Genomic DNA, 21,799 nt, shown 5'->3' with positions numbered 1-21,799 from the left:
GAATTGCCGCTTTCTCGTGCGCTGTGAAGCCGCGGGTCAGTTGTCGGAGTCGCCGCGCTCGTTGCGCTCGAGGCGCGCGCGGGTCTCCTCCGGGGTCTCGACGTGGTTCGGGTCGGGGAGCTCGGAGTCGGCGACGGTGTCCACGGCGGGAGCGTCCTCGACCTCGGCGTCGTCCGCCGGTGCACCCTCGGTCGGGTCGACGATGCGGAGGATCGCCTGGCTGTGCACCTCGATCACGGTCCCGGGAGCGATCTCGACCTGCGCAGGCTTGTCGAGGTTCTCCGGGTCGAAGGACACGATCGTGCCGTAGAGACCGCCCTGCAGGAGCACCTTGGCGCCGGGGACGGTCTTGGTGGCCTTCTCCTCCTGCTCCGCCTTCATCGCCTTCTGCCGCTTGCGGGTGTTGAAGAACATGAAGACGAGCAGAAGCGCGAGCAGTCCGAAGAGGATGATTTCCATGGCGGGGTGGGCCTTTCCGACGCGCGCACGCCGACAGTGGGGCGCGCTGTTAGGGGGATGCTAAGTCTTCAGCGATTATAGGTCATCGAACAATGCGCCCCCGCCGGGGCGGGCCATGCCGAGATGCGCATAGGCCTCTGGCATGGCGATCCTGCCGCGGGGCGTTCGCCCAAGGAAGCCGATGCGCACGAGGTACGGCTCGACGACGCTCTCGACGGTCTCGGCCTCTTCTCCGACTGCGACGGCGAGCGTGCTGAGCCCCACCGGTCCGCCGCCGAAGCGGCGCACGAGAGCGTCGAGCACGGCCCTGTCGAGCCGGTCCAGGCCGATCGCGTCGACGTCGTACAGCTCGAGCGCCGCACGCACGTCTTCGATCGATGCGGTGTGCGCCTCGCCGTGCACGAGCGCGTAGTCGCGCACTCTGCGCAGCAGGCGGTTGGCGATGCGGGGCGTGCCGCGCGAGCGACGGGCGATCTCGGAGAGGGCGTCGGAGGGCAGGCGCACGCCCAGCACCGCGGCCGAGCGCGCGATGACCTGCTCCAGCTCGTCCTCGCCGTAGAACTCCAGGTGCCCGGTGAACCCGAACCGGTCACGGAGCGGGTTGGGCAGCAGGCCCGAGCGGGTGGTCGCGCCGACCAGGGTGAACGGCGCCAGTTCCAGCGGGATGCTGGTCGCGCCGGCGCCCTTGCCGACCATGATGTCGATCCGGAAGTCCTCCATCGCGAGGTAGAGCATCTCCTCGGCGGAGCGCGCCATGCGGTGGATCTCGTCGATGAACAGCACCTCGCCGGGCATGAGGCTGCTCAGCAGCGCCGCGAGATCACCGGCATGCTGGATGGCCGGACCGCTGGACAGGCGAAGCGGCCGCTCGCTCTCGTGAGCGACGATCATCGCGAGCGTCGTCTTGCCGAGGCCGGGAGGGCCGGCCAGCAGGATGTGGTCGGCGGGGCGCTCCTGGATGCGTGCCGCCTGCAGCAGCAGCTGCAGCTGCCCACGCACCTTGGGCTGTCCGACGAACTCGGAAAGACTCGAGGGGCGCAGCGCCCCCTCGATCGCCAGTTCGGTCTCGTCGAGCGCCTCTGCGGCGTCTCTGGGCTCAGCCACGGCCAGCTCCGGGGCCGAGGGCGGCGAGGGTGCGGCGCAGCAGCGCGGACACGGACTCCCGCTCGGCATCGGTCGCGTCGGCCGCGGTCTGCTCCGCTGCCTCGGCCGCGACCTTCTCGGACCAGCCGAGTCCGACCAGCGCGGCGGCGACCTGATCGGTGACGCCCGGTGCCGCGGCGGCTGCGGGCGCGGCCGCGACCCGCGGCTTCACCTTGCCTGCGAGCTGCACGACGATGAGTTTGGCTGTCTTCGGGCCGATGCCCGACACCCGGCGGAACGGAGCGTCGTCCTCGTCCCCGACCGCTGCTGCGATCTGGTCGACGGTGAGGTGCGAGAGCACTCCGAGCGCAGACTTCGGACCGACGCCGGTCACGCTGATCAGCTGGCCGAAGATCTCCAGCTCGTCACGATCGGCGAAACCGTACAGCGTGAGGGCGTCCTCGCGCACGATGAGGCTGGTGTGCAGCAGCATCCGTTCCCCCGCGACCGCGGTGTGCGCGACGTCGGCGGGGACGAAGACGGCGAAGCCGACTCCCCCAGTCTCGATGACGACGTGGCCCGAGTCGGCGTGCAGGACGACGCCGTGCAGGGAGGAGATCATGCGTCCACCCTATCGGGCGGATCGTACGTATGTTCGAGCGACACGCTCCGCGTCGGCCCAGGCCTGCTGGGCGCGCGTGAGCCCGCCTCCTGAGGCCGGTGCCGAGGCATCCCGCCGCCAGGCGTGGCAGAGCGCGATCGCGAGCGCGTCCGCGGCATCCGCGGGCTGCGGAGGGGTGTCGAGACGCAGGATGCGGGCGATCATCGACTGCACCTGCTTCTTGTCCGCAGAGCCGTAGCCGGTCACGGCGGCCTTCACCTCGCTCGGCGTGTGCGTGGCGGCCGGCAGGCCGGCCTCCGCCGCGAGCAGCAGGGCGACGCCACTCGCCTGCGCCGTGCCCATCACGGTGTGGCTGTTCTGCTGCGCGAACACGCGCTCCACGGCCACGGCGTCTGGCCGATGCGTCTCGAGCACCTCGCGGATGCCCGCGGCCACCGCGGCGAGGCGCTCGCCGATCGGAGCATCGATCGGCGTGCGGATGACCCCGACGTGCACGAGCGTGCCTCGGCGCGCGCGGTCGACGTCCACGACGCCGACGCCGCACCGGGTGAGGCCGGGGTCGATGCCGAGCACGCGCAGAGAGGTCACTCCCCCAGGCTAGTTATGACGAAGAACCCCCGGACGCAGGCGCGCCCGGGGGTTCTGTCGACCAGCGTCGGTCAGGTCACTCGTCGTCGTTCTCGAGCTCCGCCTGCACCTCGGCGGGGAGGTCGAAGTTGCTGAAGACGTTCTGCACGTCGTCGCTGTCCTCGAGGGCGTCGATGAGGCGGAAGATCTTGCGCGCCGCGTCGGCGTCGATCTCGACCTTGAGGTTCGGCACGAACTCGACGTCGGCCGACTCGTAGTCGATGCCGGCCTCCTGCAGTGCAGAGCGCACGGCGACCAGGTCGGTGGCCTCTGTGATGACCTCGAAGCCCTGAGCGTGCGGCTCGATCTCCTCGGCGCCCGCCTCGAGAGCCGCCATCATGACGTCGTCCTCGGTGGTCCCCTCGGAGCTGACCACGATGACGCCCTTGCGGGTGAAGTTGTAGGCCACGCTACCGGGGTCGGCGAGAGTGCCGCCGTTGCGGGACAGCGCGGTGCGCACCTCGGCCGCCGCACGGTTCTTGTTGTCGGTCAGACACTCGATCATCAGCGCGACGCCGTTCGGGCCGTAGCCCTCGTACGTGATCGAGGAGTACTCGACGGACTCGCCGCCGATGCCGGCACCGCGCTTGACGGCGCGATCGATGTTGTCCTTGGGAACAGAGGTCTTCTTCGCCTTCTGCACCGCGTCGAACAGCGTCGGGTTGCCTGCGAGGTCGGGGCCGCCCAGCTTCGCAGCGACCTCGATGTTCTTGATGAGCTTGGCCCACGACTTGGCACGGCGCGAGTCGATGACCGCCTTCTTGTGCTTGGTCGTGGCCCACTTGGAATGCCCGGACATAAGTCTCCGCTCGTCTCGTCTCCCGGAGTCGCCTCCAGGGCATCGTCCATTCTAACGAATCGCGAACGTTCCGCTGTCAGCCTTCGAGGCTGGTGCGGCCCGACCGCCCGCGAGCGGCGTCCATCGCATCGGTGTGCGGCAGCCGCACGGGAAGATCCAGCTCTGCAGTCGGCGTCCAGAGATCCCAGTCCTCGTCGAGCGGCCACGCACCGGATGCGACGAACTCGTCCACCGCATGGTCGGCGAGCGCACGCACGGCCTCGGCCTGTTCCGCGGTGAAGCGCCCCTGCTGCACAGCAGCCGCCAGCTCATCGGCATCCTTCACCCAGATGTCCTCACTGCCGGGGTGCCCCGCGTCGATCCACAGGTCGAGGATGAGATCGCGGGAGAAGATGCCGGCGTTCTCTCCGCTGATCCGTCGATGCGGGAGCTCGAGGTTCACGTAGGCGCCGTCGGGCGCACCGTCCTCGGAACGGAAGAACCAGACCGACCACGGCCGGCCGGCCGGTGCCACGCGCACGACGCCGGGGCCGCGCCAGTGCGACTCCTCGATGCGCCACGGCACGCTGAAGCGCTCTTCAAGGGGAACCTCCCGCGGTGGACGACCGTCCGCAGGAATCGACACCAGTCGCGCGGAGCCCGACGGGATCCAGGCGACCAGTCCTCGCTCGTCGTCACGGACGACGCGTGCTGTCTCGATGTAGCGCCCGTACCGCCAGAGGATCGGCGCGCCGGGCGCGAAGCGCGGAGCGTCCGTGTCGGCGGAGGACACGGACGTGTCGAACGCAGGGTCGCCGTGCGACGCTGCGTCGCCGTACGCCGCAAGCAGATCGATCGCGCTCGTGAGCGGCATGGGAGCCGAGGCGACACCGCTCCAGGGCTCTCCCCTGCGCCCGGTGAGGACGGCGCTTCCGCCGCTCGCGCTGACATCGGTCGATCCGAGGGGAAGTCGCATGGGCTCACGCTACCGCTGCTAGCTTCGTGGACATGAAAGCGGGTGCCGACCGACTGCGACCGGACTGGTCGTCGCTGCCGGCCGCACTGCGCACGCAGGTCGAGTCGGTTCTCGGCGGCGGCTACGCGTCCGACTCCCCCGCGCACGGAGGGTTCAGCGCCGGCTACGCCGGGATCGTCCGTTCCGTCGAGCGTGCGGTCTTCGTCAAGGCGATCGCCGCCGACGGGCATGCGGACTCGCGTGCTTTCCTGCGTCGCGAGATCCGGATGCTTCGGGCCGTGCCCTCCGGGCTCGCCCCGCGGCTGCTGCACGACATCGATGACGAAGCCGGTACCGCGCTGATCCTCGAGGTCGTGCCAGGCACGCATCCGGGCGACCCGTGGACCGCCGGACAGCTGCACGCGATCGCCGCGGAGATCGCGCGGCTCGCCGCCGTCACCGCCGCTGATGCGATCCCACCTGCGAAGCGCTCGATGCTCCCCCACTTCGCACGCTGGGAGCAGATCGCGGCCGACGCGGCGCTCACAGCGTCCCTGCCCCACAGCCTGCTGAGGCGGATGCCGCAGCTGCTGACTCTGGAGGCTTCGCTGCCTGCTGCACTCGCGGGTACCGCGCTCGCGCACGGCGACCTGCGCGCCGACAACATCCTCATCCACGGCGATCGCGCGCGCTTCATCGACTGGCCGCATGCCCGACGGGGCGTGCCCTGGCTGGACGGACCGCTGCTGGTGCCATCGATCGAGATGTCCGGCGGCCCGACATGCGCCGAGACCTGGCAGGTGCTTCGCGATCACGGCGCGCCGGACGCGACCCGGCTGCTGCCCGTCATCTCCGCGTTCGCGTCGTTCCTGTGGTGGAACCAGGGGCACCCCGATATCCCCGAGCTGCCCGGGCTGCGGGCGTTCCAGCGCGCCCAGGCTGACCCGATCCTGCGCTGGCTCGACGAGCTGCTGTGACTCAGCCGCGCGCTGCGACCCGGTCGAGGAAGCGCTGGTGGAAGCGCGGCTCACCCGAGATCTCGGGGTGGAAGCTGATGCCGAGCAGATTCCCCTGCTCGACCGCCACCACGCGCCCGTCCGGCAGCGCGGCGAGAGCCGCGGCCGAGCGCCCCACCGACTCGACCACGGGTCCGCGGATGAACGCGGCGTGCACCGGGGCGTCGCCGAGCTCCGGCACCTCCAGCTCCGCCTCGAAGGACTCGGTCTGACGTCCGAAGGCGTTGCGGCGAACGACCACGTCCATCCCGCCGAAGGTCTGCTGGCCCTCGATGCCGTCGACCAGCTCGTTCGAGAGCATGATCAGCCCGGCGCAGGTGCCGAGGACAGGCATCCCGTCGGCGATGGCCGCGCGGATCGGCTCCTGCAGCCCGAAGGTGCGCGAGAGCTTGTCGATCACGGTCGACTCGCCACCCGGGATCACGAGGCCGGCGACCGTCGCGAGCTCCTCGGGCCGCCGTACCAGCACGACCTCGGCGCCCAGCTCCGCGAGCAGGGCGGCGTGCTCGCGCACGTCACCCTGCAGCGCGAGAACACCGACGCGGGGCGTGGTCACCAGCCGCGCTCTGCGAGGCGGTGCGGAGCAGGCAGATCGGACACGTTGATGCCGACCATCGCCTCACCGAGCCCGCGGGACACCTCGGCGATCACCTTCGGGTCGTCGAAGAAAGTCGTCGCCTTGACGATCGCCTTGGCACGCTCGGCCGGGTTGCCCGACTTGAAGATGCCGGAGCCGACGAACACGCCGTCTGCGCCGAGCTGCATCATCATCGCGGCATCCGCCGGGGTGGCGACGCCACCGGCGACGAAGAGCACGACGGGGAGCGTGCCGGTCTCGGCGATCTCGGCGACCAGCTCGTACGGCGCCTGCAGCTCCTTGGCGGCGACGTACAGCTCATCCTTCGACAGCGCGCCGAGGGCCGCGATCTCACCGCGGATCTTGCGGATGTGCTTCATCGCCTCGGACACGTCGCCGGTGCCGGCCTCGCCCTTGGAACGGATCATCGCCGCCCCCTCGTTGATGCGACGCAGCGCCTCGCCGAGGTTCGTGGCGCCGCAGACGAACGGCACGGTGAAGTCGTACTTGTCGATGTGGTTGACGTAGTCGGCGGGCGAGAGCACCTCGGACTCGTCGATGTAGTCGACCCCGAGCTCCTGCAGCACCTGCGCCTCGACGAAGTGACCGATGCGGGCCTTCGCCATCACCGGGATCGAGACGGCGTCGATGATGCTGTCGATCATGTCGGGGTCGCTCATGCGGGAGACGCCGCCCTGGGCGCGGATGTCGGCGGGGACGCGCTCGAGTGCCATGACGGCGACGGCGCCGGCATCCTCTGCGATCTTCGCCTGCTCGGCGGTGACGACGTCCATGATGACGCCGCCCTTCAGCATCTCGGCGAGGCCGCGCTTGACGCGGGCCGATCCGGTGGTCTGCTCAGACATGGGGATCCTCTCGGGACAAAGACAACTATTGGCCTATGCCAAACGATAGCACCGTAGACTCGAGCCGATGCACCAGATAACGGGTTCCACCGCGGCCGAGATCGCCGACAGCATCCGCGCGCTCCGCGAGCGCGGGCTCCTGTCCCCCGGCGACGCACTTCCGCCGGTGCGCGAACTGGCGGCATCCCTCAGCGTCAACCGCAACACCGCGGTCGCCGCCTACCGGCAGCTCGCACAGGCCGGACTCGTGCTCTCCCGCGGCCGCGCAGGCACCGTCGTCGCCGGCGCGGAGACCGTCGCACAGGAGGGACTGGCGGCGAACACCGTGCTGCGTGACATCGGCTCCGGCAATCCCGACCCGGCGTTCATCCCGGATCCGACACCCGCGCTGCAGCGGATCGTCGGGCGCCCCGTGCTCTACGGCGAGCCCGTTATCGACCCCGCGCTCGACGCATGGGCACGCGAATGGGTCGCCGCCGACCTGCGGCGCGACGACCTGCGCATCACGATCACGAGCGGCGCGGTGGATGCTGTGGAGCGCCTGCTCGCGCAGGCGCTGATGCGCGACGATGCCGTGGCCCTCGAGGATCCGTGCTTCCTCGCCAGCATCCACACCGCCCGCCTGGGCGGCTACCGCACGATCCCCGTGCCGGTGGATGCCGAGGGGATGACGGTGGACGGACTGCGCGCCGCTCTCGACGCGGGAGTGCGGGCGATCGTGTGCACGCCGAGGGCGCAGAACCCCACCGGAGCCTCGCTCTCCCCGTCCCGCGCTGCGGCACTGCGTGAGCTGCTCGTCGAGCATCCGTATGTGCTGGTCATCGAGGACGACCACTTCTCCGTCCTCTCGCACCGTCCGTACGAGTCGCTGATCGGTCCCGAGCACAGGCGGTTCGCGCTGGTGCGGTCGGTGTCAAAGTTCCTGGGGCCGGACATGTGTCTGGCTGTGGCGGCCACCGACCCCACCACGGCCGGTCGGCTCGCGATGCGGCTCAGTCCTGGCACCACTTGGGTCAGCCACCTGCTGCAGCGTCTCGCGCTGGCGCAGGTGCAGGATGCCTCGGTGCGGGCGCTGTTCGGTGAGGCTGCCGAGCACTATGCGACCAAGAACCGCGCCTTTGCCGAGGGGCTCACCGCCCGCGGCATCCCGTGCGAGCCCGGCGACGGCCTGAACCTCTGGGTGGAGCTGCCGGTTCCCGCGCGCAGCGCCGCCGAGCACCTGATGCGCCGCGGCTGGCTCGCTCGCACCGGTGACGAGTTCCGCCCCGACGAGGCGACCGCCCCCTCCCACCACCTGCGCCTGACCGTGCACGACCTCGACGAGGACGAGACGACGGCGCTGCTGAACGACCTCGAGACCGCCGTGCGCGGATGACGTCTCAGCGGGGTGAGAGGATGGCGGGATGAAGATCCTCTCGATCCAGTCCGCTGTCGCCTACGGTCATGTCGGCAATTCCGCCGCCGTCTTCCCGTTGCAGCGGATCGGCGTCGAGGTGCTGCCGGTCTACACCGTCAACTTCTCGAATCACACCGGCTACGGCGCCTGGCGCGGGCCGCTGATCGACCCCGCCGACGTGCGCGAGGTCATCACCGGCATCGAGGAGCGCGGCGTGCTGCCGCAGATCGATGCCGTGCTCAGCGGCTACCAGGGCGGCGAGGGCATCGGCGACGTCATCATCGACGCCGTCGCACGCGTCAAGGCCGCCAACCCGGGCGCGGTGTACGCGTGCGACCCGGTGATGGGCAACGCCAAATCCGGATGCTTCGTGGCACCGGCCATCCCCGAGTTGCTCCGCGACCGGGTCGTGCCGGTCGCCGACCTCATCACGCCGAACCAGTTCGAGCTCGGGTACCTGACGCGCACCGAGCCGTCCACGCTGGATGAGACGCTGGCATCGGTCGACCTCGCCCGTGCGATGGGGCCCTCGGTCGTGCTGGTGACCAGCGTGGAGCGCCCGGATCGCGAGGAGGGCACCATCGAGATGCTCGCCGTCGACGACAAGGGCGCCTGGCTCGTGGCCACCCCGCATCTGCCGATGAAGGCGAACGGATCGGGCGACGTGACGGCGGCGCTGTTCACCGCGCAATACGTCGAGACCGGCGACGCGAAGGTCGCGCTGGAGCGCACCGTGTCCAGCGTGTTCGACCTGCTCAAGGCGACGCTCGAGTCGGGCGAGCGCGAGCTGCAGCTGGTGGAGTCGCAGGAGTACTACGCGAATCCTCGCCTGCAGTTCACCGCGCACCAGGTACGGTAAACCGACCCAGCGCCTGCACTGTCATCCGATCATTTCGCGCGGAATCCTTGACTTAATACCCTCGCCAGCGCCACACTGCCTCCATACCTCCGATGTTTCCGGGGAGGTCGAACACGATGATGTGTCCTGGAGGAACTCAATGTCCGCTCTTGAGATCAACCGCAGAACGTTCCTCGGCGGTGCTGCCACCGGCGTCGCTCTCACCATGCTCGCCGGCGTGCCGGCCTTCGCCGGGGAGACTCCGAGATTCCCGGTGAAGTTCCGGCTGGAGACCTCTGCCGACTGGGCAAGGTTCCTGGGCACGGCGGACTTGCTCTGGGGCCGGATCCCCCGTTCGTTCTATGAGGGCCCTTACCTGGGCAATGGCGGCCTCGGCGCAGCGGTCTACGGCGTCGGCAAGCGGCTCTCCTTCACCATCGGCGACAGCCGCGTGAGAGACCACCAGGAGACCGGCGGCAGCCTCTTCGGCAACGCGCGCCTGCGCATCGGCCGCCTCGACATCGTCACAGCGGGTGAGCTCATCGATGTCGACCTCCGCATTTCGGTGTACGACGCCGAGTTGTCGGGCACTATCAAGACGACGCGGGGGACGATCGCGCTGCGCGCGTTCACACATGCGACCCGCGATCTCCTCGTCATCGTCACCGATCCGTCCGACGGCGAGACGGCGTCGCTGTCGTTCACGCCGTACAAGGCGGAGAGCCCGCGTCTGGGATTCAACCCACGACCCGATGGACTGCGCGACAACCCTGCACCCGTACTGGGCGATGACCGTTGCGAGCAGGACCTCGTCGCCGGCGGTCGCACGACAACGATGTGGCGCACCGCCGGCAGCACGACGCTGCTCACGGTCGCGCATTCCTTCCCTGCGGCAGATGCTTCGCAGACGGCCGAGGCCACGCTCAATGAGGCCCCCGCGCTCGACGTGCTCACGTCCGAGCACCGCGAATGGTGGAACTCGTTCTACCGGAAGAGCTTCGTGTCGGTGCCTGACGGTCGCCTGCACAGCTTCTATTGGATCCAGCTCTACAAGCTGGCCAGCGCCACGAGAGCCGGGCGCCCACCCGTCGGCACCTGCGCTCAATGGCTCGAGCCCACGCCGTGGCCCGGCACCTGGTGGAACCTGAACGTGCAGCTCGAGTACTGGCTGATCAACGCGTCGGGGCATCCGGAGCTCGACTCCCTCAGCTCGTCGCTGCGCGAGCATCAGAGCAATCTGATCCTCAACGTGCCGGAGAAGTACCGGCATGACTCCGCTGGTCTCGCCCGCACAAGCCAAGAGGACCTGCGCACGGATCAGCTGGCCGAAGCCGGTGACACCGCGGCAGCCGCCTCCCAGCTCGAGCTCGGGAACCTCACCTGGGCGCTCCACAACGCGTGGCTTTCATACCGTCATTCGATGGACGATGAGGTGCTGCGGAACCTGATCTTCCCCGTACTCCGACGCGCCATCAACTACTACCTGCACTTCCTGCAGGAGGGTGCGGACGGCCGGCTGCACCTTCCGCGCACCTACTCTCCCGAGTACGACTTCGCGACGGACACCAACTACGACCTCGCCCTGCTCACGTGGGGATGTCGTACGCTGCTGGATTCCGCGAAGCGCCTGGGCATCCCGGACGAGCTCGCGCCGCGTTGGCGTGACGTGCTGGATCGTCTGGTCGCTCCGCCGCAGGATGCCGGCGGTCTGCGGATCGGCGCGAACCGCGCGCTGACGAGTTCGCACCGTCACTTCTCCCATCTGCTCTGGTTCTACCCACTGCAGATCCTCGACCTCGATGACGCCGGCAACCGCGACCTGCTCGAGCGCTCGGTGAAGCGCTGGGTCGGTTTCTCGGGCGCTCTGCAGGGGTACACCTTCACCGGCGCCTCCTCCATGTCGTCGCTGCTCGGCGATGGGGACCGCGCTCTGGACTATCTCTCCACGCTCCTGGACAAGTACGTCAGACCCAACACGATGTACGCCGAGACCGGACCGGTCATCGAGACGCCGTTGGCAGGCGCGCAGAGCATCCTCGACATGCTCATCGCCTCGAGAGGCGACAGGGTACGGGTGTTCCCGGCTGTCCCGTCGTCGTGGCCCGAACTGGCGGTCCACGACCTGCGTACGGAGGGGGCGTTCCTCGTCAGCGCAGCGCGTACCGCCGGCGTGACGCGTTTCGTGAGAGTGAAGAGCCTTGCCGGCGAGCCTTTGCACCTCGTGCCGACCGGGCTGCCGCAGCCGTGGGCGGTTCAGCGCCTCAAGGGTCCGAAGAGCCCTGTTGCGTTCTCGGTCGAGGGCGACGGCCTGCGTCTCACCCTCGCCGCGGACGATGAGGTCATGATCTACACCGAGGGCACCCGACCCGACACTGCGATCGGCGCGGCACCGCTCACACCGTACGCCTACGGCAAACCGGACATCGTGCATGGCGCAACGGTTCCTGTCCCGCTGGACGATGTGCTGAACCACGACGCGATCACATTTCAGACGAGCCTGACCGACGGGAACATGGGTTCGGGATACTCCTATCCGGCCGAGGAGATGCCCGCCTCGGGCGCCTGGTCGGCCGGTGACGTGGATTGGCTCTTCCCGGGATATGCGGACGGGCAGAAGAACAACATCGTCCCCTCCGGACAGAGGGTCGCTGTGCCGGAGGGCTCCTACGCCCGACTCAACGTGCTCGGCAGCGGGGTGAACGGCACGTCCTCGACGGCCGTGACACTCGAGTACGCCGATGGCAGTACCGGTTCCCAGACCGTACGGCTGACCGACTGGGGCCGGGAGTCGGAGAACGACGACGTCCCCCTCGTCATCACCACGCACCGCCACCACACGTCCGGAGACCATGGCCTGGTCGTGCGGATCTACCACCAGACGGTGGCGGTGGACCCGGCGCGCCGACTCGTCGCCCTCCGGCTGGGTTCCAGTTCGAACGGGCACATATTCGCGATCTCGCTCGAGCATCCGCTCCGTTGATCCGCCGACGCGTCCTCGGGTAATAGGGCCGGCTCCGTCGCGGTGTGCCTCTGCAGCCGGCTCATCCTGCGGCGGCGCTCATCGCACGCAGGTACGGCGTGGAACGATCCTGATTCTCAACAGAAGGGCTCCGCGGGTGCCTCAGCGCACGGCCCCGGGCATCAGTCGTCCGCAGGCCACGCGTTCGCGACGGCCTCGCGGACCTCGCCGAGCAGCTGCGGCAGCGCTTTGGTCTTCGCGATGATCGGGAAGAAGTTCGCGTCGGAGCGCCACCGCGGCACGATGTGCTGGTGCAGGTGCGCATCGACACCGGCGCCGGCGACCGCGCCCTGGTTCATCCCGAGGTTGAAGCCGTCGCAGTTCGAGACCTCGCGAAGCACTCGCATCGAGGTCTGCGTGAGGGCGCCGATCTCGGCGACCTCGTCCGGCGTCGCCTGATCGTAGGTGGCGATGTGCCGGTAGGGGCACACCAGCAGGTGGCCGGAGTTGTACGGGAACAGGTTCAGCAGCACGTAGGCCGTCTCACCGCGGGCCACGATCAGCCGCTCGGCATCCGGATGCTTCGGCGCCTCGCAGAACGGGCACTCTTCGCGCAGCGGCTCGGGGCCCGCCTGGATGTATGCCATCCGGTGCGGGGTCCACAGCCGCTGGAACTCGTCGGGGACACCGGCGAGATGCGCGGCGTCCTCCACGTCAGTCATTGCCCGGCTCCTGAGCGAGCGAAGCGAGCGCCGTACTGAGCGAGCGCAGCGAGACGAAATGGCGAAGGATCACGCCAGGTCCTCGGCCGCCATCACCCTGGTGTGCGCGGCGACGGCCGCGCGGATGCGGTTCACGGCATCTGCCACCGGCACGCCGTTCTCCTGCGTGCCGTCCCGGAACCGGAACGAGACGGTGCCTGCGGAGCGGTCCTGCTCGCCCGCGATGAGGATGAGCGGCACCTTCGCCGTGGTGTGGTTGCGGATCTTCTTCTGCATCCGGTCATCGGAGTGGTCGACTTCGGCGCGCAGCCCCTCGGCCTTCAGCTGGCCGATGACGCCGTCGAGGTACTCGGCGTACTCCTCGGCGACGGGCACGCCGACCGCCTGCACCGGCGCGAGCCACAGCGGGAAGTCACCGGCGTAGTGCTCGAGCAGGATCGCGAAGAAGCGCTCGATCGAGCCGAGCAGCGCGCGGTGCACCATGACCGGACGGTGCTTCTGCCCGTCGGGGCCGGTGTACTCCAGTTCGAAGCGCTCGGGCTGGTTGAAGTCCAGCTGGATGGTCGACATCTGCCAGGTGCGACCGATGGCGTCGCGGGCCTGCACCGAGATCTTGGGGCCGTAGAAGGCTGCACCGCCCGGGTCCGCCACCAGCTCGAGGCCGGACTCGAGCGCGACCTCGCGGAGCGTGTCGATCGCAGTGCTCCACTGCTCGGGCTCGCCGAGGAACTTCGGGTTGCCCTCCTCGTTGGTGGAGAGCTCGAGGTAGAAGTCGTTCAGGCCGTAGTCGCGCAGCAGCTCGAGCACGAGATTCAGGTTGGTGGTGAGCTCCTCGCGCACCTGATCCTGGGTGACGTAGATGTGCGCGTCGTCCTGGGTGAGTCCGCGCACGCGGGTGAGGCCCGACAGCGTGCCGCTCTTCTCATACCGGTACACGGTGCCGAACTCCGCCAGCCGCAGCGGGAGCTCGCGGTACGAGCGGCCGCGCGAGCGGAAGATCAGGTTGTGGAACGGGCAGTTCATGGGCTTCAGGTAGTAGTCCTGGCCCTGACGGGTGACGTTGCCCTCGTCGTCCACGATCTCGTCGAGGTGCATCGGGGGGAACATGCCGTCTGCGTAGGTCTGCAGATGCCCGGAGGTCTGGAACAGGTCCTTCTTGGTGATGTGCGGGCTGTTGACGAGGTCGTAGCCGTTGCGCAGCAGGTGCTTGCGCAGGTTCTCCTCGATCTCGTAGCGGATGATGCCGCCCTTGGGGTGGAAGACCGCGAGACCCGAGCCGATCTCGTCAGGGAACGAGAACAGGTCCATCTCGACGCCGAGCTTGCGGTGGTCGCGACGCTCGGCCTCGGCGAGGCGCTCCTGGTACGCGCGCAGCTCGTCCTTTGTCGGCCAGGCGGTGCCGTAGATGCGCTGCAGCTGCGGGTTCTTCTCGCTGCCGCGCCAGTACGCAGCGGCGATGCGAGTGAGATCCCAGCCGTTGCCGATCATGCGGGTGCTGGGCAGGTGCGGACCGCGGCAGAGGTCCTTCCAGATGACCTCGCCGTCCTTCGCGACGTTGTCGTAGATGGTGATTTCGCCGGCTCCGACCTCGACGGATGCTCCTTCTGCGGCATCCGCTCCCGAGCCGGGGCCGCCGGCCAGATCGATGAGCTCGAGCTTGAACGGCTCGTTCGCGAGCTCGGCGCGCGCCTCGTCCTCGGTCACCACGCGGCGGGTGAAGCGCTGGCCCTCGCGGACGATGCGCTGCATCTCCTTGGAGATCGCCTTGACGTCCTCAGGGGTGAACGGGGTCTCGACGCCGAAGTCGTAGTAGAAGCCATCGGTGATGAAAGGGCCGATGCCGAGGTTCGCCTCGGGGCGGATGCGCTGCACGGCCTGGGCGAGGACATGCGCCGTCGAGTGACGCAGGATGTCGAGTCCCGCCGGGCTGTCGATCGTGACAGGCTCGACGACGTCGGTCTCCGTCACCGTCGCGGCGAGGTCCTTCAGGACACCGTTGACGCGCATAGCGACGACAGAACGGTCGGTGAACAGGGCGAAGCCATCGCGCTTCTCGGCGTTCGGCTGGGCGTTCTCAGACACAGACAATCTCCATCCAGGGGTCACGTCAAGATTACTCGCCCCGCGTGCGCGCGCCGGACCGCAGGGATGCCGCTCAGTCGGCGGATGCCGCGGCAGTGGGCGCGAGGATGATGATGGCCGCGCCGAGGAGTGCGACGCCCGATCCGACGTAGTCCCACATCGTGGGCTTGAACCCGTCCACGACGATGCCCCAGGCGAGCGACCCCGCGATGAAGACACCGCCGTACGCGGCGAGCACCCGGCCGAAGTTCGCATCGGGCTGCAGCGCCGCGATGAAGCCGTATGCCCCCAGCGCCATGACTCCGAGTACGGCGAAGATCCAACCGCGGTTCTCCTTGATCGCCTGCCAGATCAGCCACGCTCCCCCGATCTCCGCGGTCGCGGCGAGCACGAACAGGATGAGGATGCGCAGCGCGGTCATGGGTCCAGTGTGGCCCGCCGTTGGCACGGGCGCCTCAAAGGGGGCCCCCGGATACGCGAAAACCCCGGCTGAACCGGGGTTTTCTGTTGTGCGCGATACTGGGATCGAACCAGTGACCTCTTCCGTGTCAGGGAAGCGCGCTACCGCTGCGCCAATCGCGCCCAATGGGCTATTCAGTTTTTCGAGAGGTGGCGACGGGATTCGAACCCGTGTAAACGGCTTTGCAGGCCGGTGCCTAGCCACTCGGCCACGCCACCATGAGGTGGATTCGAACCCACATGCCAGCGCCCCTGGCTGGGGCACCTGCACTCGAGCGGATGACGAGACTCGAACTCGCGACCCTCACCTTGGCAAGGTGATGCGCTACCAACTGCGCTACATCCGCAAACTGTTCAGTTTTCATGTTGTCCGGCGTACCGGGCACTCGAAATACATTAGCTCAGGATCAGACGTTCACCAAACCGGATGACGTCACCGGGCGTGTCCGGGCGGCGGCCGAACGCACGCCACGCCCGACCTGGGGCTCGATGCCTGGAGCGCCCTCAGCATCAGGTATGCTTTTCATTCGTGCCGCAGTGCACACGACAACTACACATGGGCGATTGGCGCAGTTGGTAGCGCGCTTCCTTCACACGGAAGAGGTCGTCGGTTCGAGTCCGGCATCGCCCACGCGGATGTAGCGCAGTTGGTAGCGCATAACCTTGCCAAGGTTAGGGTCGCGAGTTCGAGTCTCGTCATCCGCTCCACAAGAAGAAGCCCGGGATCATTCCGATCCCGGGCTTCTTCGCGTCTGCGGGATGCAACGGGCGACACCGGTTGTTCACCCGTTTTCGCCGGCATCCCGTCGCCGCGTTCATCGCCGCGCCACGCCTCGGTCATCTGACCGCCCTACCGTCTCCGATCGCACCCCTCCCCCTCAGCGATCTTGGAGATCAGAGATGCAGAACACCCCCAGACCGTCGTCATCCCCGTGCCGACGCCTTCGAGCAACAGGATTCGCCCGCGGCAGCGCGATCACCGCGGCGGCCGTCGTGTCCGCGATCGCACTGTCGGGCCTCCCCGCCGTCGCCACGGCCTCGGAAGCGCGTGCGCCTGAAGCAATGACCCAGGCGCGGATCGACGCCGCGAACGACGCGTACAACGATGTCGGGGCCGGACTCGAGTTCATCACGATGTCCGACACCGAGCTCGGGGGCGCCGCGACCGCGGACAAGACGTCGGAGCAGGTCGCCTATGAGAACTCCCGCGCAGGTTTCGAGCGCATCCGCGCCTGGGCGGACAAGAAGGGCTTCTCCGTCGAAGCCCTCGTCGACAACGGCGACGTCGTCGGCGCGAACGAGCCCGAGTACTACGACCACCTCGCCGGCAAGAGCGAGAAGACCGCCGGCTGGTACCGCGCCGTCGAGCGCGTCATGACCGAGAACTTCCCCGACGCCCAGAAGATGTTCACGCAGGGCAACCATGACATCGCCGATCTGATGGGGAAGACCTTCGACGAGAAGCACGCCGATGACCCGACCTGGTCCTACCCGAAGGCCGCCGACCAATACGTCGGCAACTTCCACAGGAAGGTCAACGGCTACGACTTCATCGGTCTGGACTACAACGGCAAGAGCACGTTCGGTTACGGCGGGCAGCGCACCGGGTACCAGGACTACCTGCGCAGCACGCTCGCCGAGATCAGTTCCGCTCCCGACTACGACCCCGGCAAGCCGATCTTCGTCAACATCCACAGCGGCTACGCCGGGACCTCGCTCGGCGGCCCGTTCCACGGCGATTACGATCTCGCCGGCCCCGATCTGCAGGCCATCCTGGCCGCATACCCGCAGGCGATGCTCGGTTCGGCGCACACGCACTTCTCGTCGAACCCCGCGACGAGCATCTTCCAGAAGGACTTCACGGTCTACGAGAACGCCTCGATGAACTACATCTATCAGGATGTGCCGGGCGACTTCCTCGGCGGCGGGTACTTCGAGGGCAACCAGGGCGACCCGGCGAACGGCTGGAACCAGAAGGCCGCGAACTTCATCAGCGCGCTCGACGACGGCAGCACGGTCATCCGCCGCTTCGACGTGACGCACCAGCGGTGGATGGGCATGCCATGGGTGGTCGACACCACGAAGGGCAAGGCCGGCTTCGCCTACGAGGATGCCGACCGCAGCAGGACCGCCCCCTGGTGGGATGCTGCCGCCGTCTCGACCGACAGGATCACCGAGACATCTCTCACGCTCGGATTCGACCAGGCGGTCGACGACGACCTGGTGAACCACTACCAGGTGGAGATCACCGACAAGGCGGGAGCCCCTGTCGCGTTCACTGCGAATCAGGTTCCGGACTTCGGTGAGAACAAGCCGAAGTCGTTCACCGGTTCGTTCAAGGCGTACTCGCGCTTCTTCATGACGCCGAACACGATGACCTTCGACATCGCCGGACTCAAGCCGGCGAAGACGTACAACGTCCGCGTCTACGCCTTCGATGACTTCCAGAACAGGTCGGAGGCACTCGAGGGCAGCTTCCGCACCGCTGGAACGCTCAGCTTCCCGAGCTTCCCCGACCAGGCCACCCCGGTCCCCGGCGGTGCGTTCCTCGACATGCGGTTCGAGGGCGATCTCGCCGACGAGGCCGGCGGCTCGACCCCCGCGACCGCGACCGGATCCGTCTCGTTCGTCGACGACGACCGCCCCGGCGTCTCGGGCAGGGCCCTGCGCATCGCTGCCGACACCGGCAGCTACGTCTCGCTCGGCAAGCGTCCCGAGTTCGACCTCGGCACCGAGAAGGACCTGACGATCAGCTTCTGGACGAAGGTCACCGCGCTCGGCGGGTACGGCTCGATCATCAGCAACAAGAACTGGTCGAACTTCTACCGCTCGGGCATCAACCTCGCGCCCGAGGGATCCAACACGGGGAAGCTCGAACTCACCCTGGGCGACGATTCCAAGGGTGTCTACGTGACCGGCGACGTGCCGAACTACCGCGGTTCCTGGCACATGATGAGCATCACTGTCGACCGCACCACCGACACGGCGCGCACGTACTTCGACGGCGCACTCGCGAAAGAGGGCAGCATCGCATCGGTGGGCAGCCTCACCAGCGGCCTGGACATGCTCATCGGCGTCGACGGCAGCCGTTCCTACCCGACCGGCCTCGATATGGACGACCTGAAGATGTGGGCGTCCGCGCTCTCAGCCGACGAGATCGCGAGCCTGTTCGCGGCATCCGACACGTCGCGGCCCCGTGAGGCGCTGAGCGCTGCCGTCGAGTACGCGAACGAGCTGCTGGCTTCGGCCGCGGTGGAGGCGGAGAACGGGAGGGTCTTCGACAGCGGCCTGTCGAACGCGCTCGAGGCCGCCATCACCGCGGGTGACGGCACCCTCGGCACCGCAGATGCGACTCGCGCCGAGATCCGCACCGCATACGACGGGCTGAAGTCTGCCGTCGCCGCGTTCGAGTCGCAGCCCAGGCGCTACACGTACACGGTCACGGCCGAGAACGGCACGGTCACCCCTGCCGAAGGCGTCGTGGACGCGCAGGGAGACCTGCGCCTGCGCCTGAAGCCGTCCAAGGGGTACAAGAGCCAGAACGCGAAGGTGACGCTCTCTGGAGCAGGGTCGTTCGCTCTCAAGGGCAACTGGCTCGAGATCCACGGTGTCGAGCAGCGCCTGCTCGTGTCCGTCGATTTCGCCCCCAAGGGCGGCGGGGGCCGATAGCGCGTGGCGACAGGCGGGCGCGATCCTGCAGAGGATCCGCCCGCCTGTCCGCTTGCTCAGCTCTCCCGAGCCCAGCCGTACCGGCGCATCAGCGCCGCCACCACGCGCTTGTACCGCTGCTTGTCGAGCACCGCCGCCTCACGACGCATCCTTCGGTCATGGACGCTGTAGAGCTGCTCGATGTCGACCCACGACTCGCGCCCCTGACCGTCCCATCCGCCGGAGCCGATGGACAGGTAGTCGCGGTCGCCGTCGTGCGGCTTACTGGTCATCCGCACCGCGTACACGCGATCCGCAGCGTGCCGGCCGATCACCAGCACCGGCCGGTCCTTGCCTCGCCCGTCGTTCTCCTCATAGGGGACCCACGTCCAGATCACCTCGCCGGCATCCGGTGCACCGTCGCGCTGCGGGGCGTAGGAGACGCGCAGATCTCGGATGCGGTCGGGGTCGACGCGGATCGTCTCGCTGCCCGGCATCCGCCCGGACTCCTCCCCCGTGCCGTGCTCCGATCGATCGGGAAGTCGCGGTGCGACCGGAGCGACGGTCGCCTCTTTGCGCAGGATCTTCTGCAGGATCTCGAGCAGCGTGGACAGGATGCCGTTGGTCGAACTCACTCGCCCAACATAGATGAGCCACAGCGAATCGCACACAGGACTGGTTGCTATGCTCAGACGGATCTCTCGTCATCCCGAGCGAGAACGAATAGGAGACACGCGTGATCGACCTCGAGAAAGTCAACGGCGACTGGGAATTCGACCCGACGCACACCCGCATCGGGTTCTCTGCCAAGCACGCCATGGTGACCACGGTTCGCGGCGCCTTCAACGAGATCACCGGCCACCTGCACGTCGACACCGAGAACCCGGACCAGTCCTGGGCGAAGGTCGTCATGCAGGTCGGCAGCGTCGACACCCGCGTGCAGCAGCGCGATGACCACCTGCGCAGCGGCGACTTCTTCGACGCCGAGAAGTGGCCCGAGATCACTTTCGTGAGCACCCACATCGAAGAGGTCGACGACCGCGCGTTCTCCGTGACCGGCGACCTGACGATCCGCGACGTCACCAAGCAGGTCATGATCCCGCTCGCACTGACCGGCATCGAGACCGGTGCCTACGGCGAGCTCCGCGCCGGCTTCGAGGGCACCCGCCGACTGAACCGCCGCGACTTCGGCCTGGTCTGGAACACCCCGCTCGACTCGGGCGGCATGCTCGTCTCGGAGAAGATCTCGCTCGAGTTCGAGATCTCCGCGGTGAAGGTCGAGGCTTCGGAAGAGGATGCCGCCGACGAGACCGCGTCCGACGAGGACGAGTCTCCCGCCGCGGAGGCCGCGGAGGGCGAAGAGACCGCTGAGGGCTCCGACGAGTCCTGAGCGTCGCAGACACAGCGAAGAGGCGGGGATCCATCGGGATCCCCGCCTCTTCCGCATCTCCGCTCAGTGCGCGGGGACCGGCTCGTCCAGCGCGTATCCTGCTTCGCCGTGCACGGCCAGGTCCACGCCCGCGATCTCCTCGTCACTGGTCACCCGGAATCCGATCGTCTTCTCGATCGTGAGGCCGATCACCAGCGCGACCACGAAGGAGTAGATCATCACGCCGCCGGACGCGATCACCTGCACCGCCAGGAGCCGCAGGTCTCCGCCGGTGAACAGGCCCTGCCCCGTCGCGAAGAAGCCCAGGTAGACAGTGCCCAGCAGTCCCCCGACCAGGTGCAGCCCGACGACGTCGAGCGAGTCGTCGAAGCCCAGCCGGTACTTCAGCTCCACCGCCATCGCGCAGGCGACACCGGACAGCGCCCCGAGCAGCAGCGCCCAGCCCGGCGCCAGGTTCGCGCATGCGGGGGTGATCGCGACGAGCCCGGCCACCGCACCCGAGACTGCGCCGACCGAGGTCGGCTTGCCGTCCTTGATCTTCTCGATCAGGATCCAGCCCAGGATGCCCGCCGCAGCGGCGCCCATGGTGTTGATGGCGATCAGTCCGACCTTGCCCATGTCCTCGGCGAGCCATTCCGCGCCGGCGTTGAATCCGAACCAACCGAACCAGAGCAGCGCGGCGCCGAGGAGAGTGAGCGGCACGTTGTGCGGCTTCTGCATGCCCTTGTGGAACCCGATGCGCTTGCCCAGCACGAGCGACAGCGCGAGCGCCGCCGCACCGGCGTTGATGTGCACCGCCGTGCCGCCGGCATAGTCGATCACGGCGATCCCGCTGTCCGCGCCGAAGAGCCACATGCCGAGGTTCATGATCCAGCCGCCGCCCCACACCCAGGCCGCGATCGGGAAGTAGCCGATCGTGCCGAACACGCCCACGAAGATCAGCCACGGTCCGAACTTCGCTCGGTCGGCGATCGCGCCCGAGATCAGGGCGACGGTGATGATCGCGAACGTGGCTCCATAGGCGACACTCAGCAGCCCCACGTTCGCCCCCGGCTCCGACGCCGACTCAGCGAGCCCGAAGTCGGCGAAGGGGTTGCCTGCGAACTGCATGGGGTTCTCGACGGTGCTCATCGAGTAGCCGTAGAGCATCCAGAGCACGGCGATGAGCCCGATCGCGCCGAAGCTCATCATCATCATGCTGATGACGCTCTTCGCCTTGACCAGACCGCCGTAGAAGAATGCGACGCCCGGCGTCATCAGCAGCACCAACGCTGTCGCCGTCACGGCCCAGGAGATGTTCCCCGGTGCATCCATGTCGAACC

Annotated in this window: 19 protein-coding genes and 5 tRNA genes; 8 read left to right on the top strand and 16 right to left on the bottom strand. The window is 68.1% G+C overall.

Annotation, left to right across the window (positions count from 1 at the left end; all coding sequences use genetic code 11):
• Window positions 1-36 precede the first annotated feature (36 nt).
• The 6 genes from yajC to ACFVDO_RS02020 all read right to left on the bottom strand — a co-directional run bounded on the left by yajC (window position 37) and on the right by ACFVDO_RS02020 (window position 4,545).
• On the bottom strand, window positions 37-459 hold the full coding sequence (gene yajC / locus ACFVDO_RS02045) for a preprotein translocase subunit YajC (RefSeq protein ID WP_378857302.1): 423 nt from the start codon (window positions 457-459) through the stop codon (window positions 37-39).
• Window positions 460-534: 75 nt separating this feature from the next.
• The gene (gene ruvB / locus ACFVDO_RS02040) at window positions 535-1,563 is read right to left on the bottom strand and encodes a Holliday junction branch migration DNA helicase RuvB (RefSeq protein ID WP_378857304.1); all 1,029 of its coding nucleotides are present in this window, start codon (window positions 1,561-1,563) and stop codon (window positions 535-537) included.
• Window positions 1,556-2,164, bottom strand: coding sequence for a Holliday junction branch migration protein RuvA (ruvA, locus tag ACFVDO_RS02035; protein WP_378857306.1), 609 nt, complete (start codon window positions 2,162-2,164; stop codon window positions 1,556-1,558). Before ruvA ends, ruvB begins: the two co-directional genes overlap by 8 nt.
• Before the next feature lie 9 nt (window positions 2,165-2,173).
• A complete protein-coding gene (gene ruvC / locus ACFVDO_RS02030) occupies window positions 2,174-2,752 on the bottom strand; it encodes a crossover junction endodeoxyribonuclease RuvC (RefSeq protein WP_378857308.1) in 579 nt (192 codons plus the stop codon).
• Window positions 2,753-2,828: 76 nt separating this feature from the next.
• Window positions 2,829-3,590, bottom strand: a complete 762-nt coding sequence (locus ACFVDO_RS02025) for a YebC/PmpR family DNA-binding transcriptional regulator (protein ID WP_378857310.1) — start codon at window positions 3,588-3,590, stop codon at window positions 2,829-2,831.
• A 76-nt stretch (window positions 3,591-3,666) separates the two neighbouring features.
• Complete coding sequence (locus ACFVDO_RS02020) at window positions 3,667-4,545, bottom strand: DUF402 domain-containing protein (RefSeq protein WP_378857312.1); 879 nt, start codon at window positions 4,543-4,545, stop codon at window positions 3,667-3,669.
• A 32-nt stretch (window positions 4,546-4,577) separates the two neighbouring features.
• Here ACFVDO_RS02020 and ACFVDO_RS02015 point away from each other — a divergent pair, with 32 nt between their 5' ends.
• A complete protein-coding gene (locus ACFVDO_RS02015; protein ID WP_378857314.1) occupies window positions 4,578-5,501 on the top strand; it encodes a phosphotransferase family protein in 924 nt (307 codons plus the stop codon).
• Between the two features lies 1 nt (window position 5,502).
• Here ACFVDO_RS02015 and pdxT read toward each other — a convergent pair whose 3' ends face one another.
• Window positions 5,503-6,099 carry a pyridoxal 5'-phosphate synthase glutaminase subunit PdxT gene (gene pdxT / locus ACFVDO_RS02010; RefSeq protein ID WP_378857344.1) on the bottom strand — a complete coding sequence of 199 codons (597 nt, stop codon included), beginning with the start codon at window positions 6,097-6,099 and terminating at the stop codon, window positions 5,503-5,505.
• Window positions 6,093-6,983 carry a pyridoxal 5'-phosphate synthase lyase subunit PdxS gene (gene pdxS, locus ACFVDO_RS02005; RefSeq protein ID WP_378857316.1) on the bottom strand — a complete coding sequence of 297 codons (891 nt, stop codon included), beginning with the start codon at window positions 6,981-6,983 and terminating at the stop codon, window positions 6,093-6,095. The genes pdxT and pdxS overlap by 7 nt, the downstream gene beginning before the upstream one ends.
• A gap of 67 nt (window positions 6,984-7,050) precedes the next feature.
• Between pdxS and ACFVDO_RS02000 the strand changes: the two genes are divergently transcribed.
• The 3 genes from ACFVDO_RS02000 (at window position 7,051) to ACFVDO_RS01990 (ending at window position 12,197) form a co-directional block, all read left to right on the top strand.
• A complete protein-coding gene (locus tag ACFVDO_RS02000) occupies window positions 7,051-8,358 on the top strand; it encodes an aminotransferase class I/II-fold pyridoxal phosphate-dependent enzyme (protein ID WP_378857318.1) in 1,308 nt (435 codons plus the stop codon).
• Between the two features lie 28 nt (window positions 8,359-8,386).
• Window positions 8,387-9,238, top strand: coding sequence for a pyridoxal kinase PdxY (gene pdxY / locus ACFVDO_RS01995; protein WP_378857320.1), 852 nt, complete (start codon window positions 8,387-8,389; stop codon window positions 9,236-9,238).
• Window positions 9,239-9,377: 139 nt separating this feature from the next.
• On the top strand, window positions 9,378-12,197 hold the full coding sequence (locus tag ACFVDO_RS01990) for a Tat pathway signal sequence domain protein (RefSeq protein ID WP_378857322.1): 2,820 nt from the start codon (window positions 9,378-9,380) through the stop codon (window positions 12,195-12,197).
• Between the two features lie 161 nt (window positions 12,198-12,358).
• On the opposite strand, the gene ACFVDO_RS01985 is transcribed toward ACFVDO_RS01990, so the two are convergent.
• The 6 genes from ACFVDO_RS01985 to ACFVDO_RS01960 form a co-directional block, all read right to left on the bottom strand.
• Window positions 12,359-12,898 carry an HIT family protein gene (locus ACFVDO_RS01985; RefSeq protein WP_378857324.1) on the bottom strand — a complete coding sequence of 180 codons (540 nt, stop codon included), beginning with the start codon at window positions 12,896-12,898 and terminating at the stop codon, window positions 12,359-12,361.
• A gap of 69 nt (window positions 12,899-12,967) precedes the next feature.
• Window positions 12,968-14,905 carry a threonine--tRNA ligase gene (gene thrS / locus ACFVDO_RS01980; protein ID WP_378857346.1) on the bottom strand — a complete coding sequence of 646 codons (1,938 nt, stop codon included), beginning with the start codon at window positions 14,903-14,905 and terminating at the stop codon, window positions 12,968-12,970.
• Window positions 14,906-15,053: 148 nt separating this feature from the next.
• Window positions 15,054-15,401 carry a YnfA family protein gene (locus tag ACFVDO_RS01975; RefSeq protein ID WP_378857326.1) on the bottom strand — a complete coding sequence of 116 codons (348 nt, stop codon included), beginning with the start codon at window positions 15,399-15,401 and terminating at the stop codon, window positions 15,054-15,056.
• 89 nt (window positions 15,402-15,490) lie between these two features.
• A tRNA-Val gene (locus ACFVDO_RS01970) sits at window positions 15,491-15,562 on the bottom strand.
• Between the two features lie 25 nt (window positions 15,563-15,587).
• Window positions 15,588-15,658 (bottom strand) — tRNA-Cys (locus ACFVDO_RS01965).
• A gap of 55 nt (window positions 15,659-15,713) precedes the next feature.
• Window positions 15,714-15,786: transfer RNA gene (locus ACFVDO_RS01960), tRNA-Gly, on the bottom strand.
• A 211-nt stretch (window positions 15,787-15,997) separates the two neighbouring features.
• On the opposite strand from ACFVDO_RS01960, the gene ACFVDO_RS01955 reads away from it, so the two are divergent.
• From ACFVDO_RS01955 to ACFVDO_RS01945, 3 genes are all read left to right on the top strand, one after another.
• Window positions 15,998-16,070: transfer RNA gene (locus ACFVDO_RS01955), tRNA-Val, on the top strand.
• Between the two features lies 1 nt (window position 16,071).
• A tRNA-Gly gene (locus tag ACFVDO_RS01950) sits at window positions 16,072-16,147 on the top strand.
• A gap of 285 nt (window positions 16,148-16,432) precedes the next feature.
• Entirely contained in the window at window positions 16,433-19,108 is a 2,676-nt protein-coding gene (locus tag ACFVDO_RS01945) for a LamG domain-containing protein (protein WP_378858972.1), read from the top strand.
• A gap of 56 nt (window positions 19,109-19,164) precedes the next feature.
• Here the strand turns inward: ACFVDO_RS01945 and ACFVDO_RS01940 are convergent, their stop codons facing one another.
• Window positions 19,165-19,722, bottom strand: a complete 558-nt coding sequence (locus ACFVDO_RS01940) for a type II toxin-antitoxin system PemK/MazF family toxin (RefSeq protein WP_378858971.1) — start codon at window positions 19,720-19,722, stop codon at window positions 19,165-19,167.
• 101 nt (window positions 19,723-19,823) lie between these two features.
• Here ACFVDO_RS01940 and ACFVDO_RS01935 point away from each other — a divergent pair, with 101 nt between their 5' ends.
• Window positions 19,824-20,477, top strand: coding sequence for a YceI family protein (locus ACFVDO_RS01935; RefSeq protein WP_378858970.1), 654 nt, complete (start codon window positions 19,824-19,826; stop codon window positions 20,475-20,477).
• Window positions 20,478-20,540: 63 nt separating this feature from the next.
• Here ACFVDO_RS01935 and ACFVDO_RS01930 read toward each other — a convergent pair whose 3' ends face one another.
• Window positions 20,541-21,791 carry an ammonium transporter gene (locus tag ACFVDO_RS01930; RefSeq protein WP_378858969.1) on the bottom strand — a complete coding sequence of 417 codons (1,251 nt, stop codon included), beginning with the start codon at window positions 21,789-21,791 and terminating at the stop codon, window positions 20,541-20,543.
• Window positions 21,792-21,799: the final 8 nt, after the last annotated feature.

Source organism: Microbacterium sp. NPDC057741, from assembly GCF_042798735.1.
Lineage (GTDB): Bacteria > Actinomycetota > Actinomycetes > Actinomycetales > Microbacteriaceae > Microbacterium.
The sequence above is the reverse complement of the archived record's forward strand: the minus strand, read 5'-3'. Positions and strand labels throughout refer to the sequence as shown.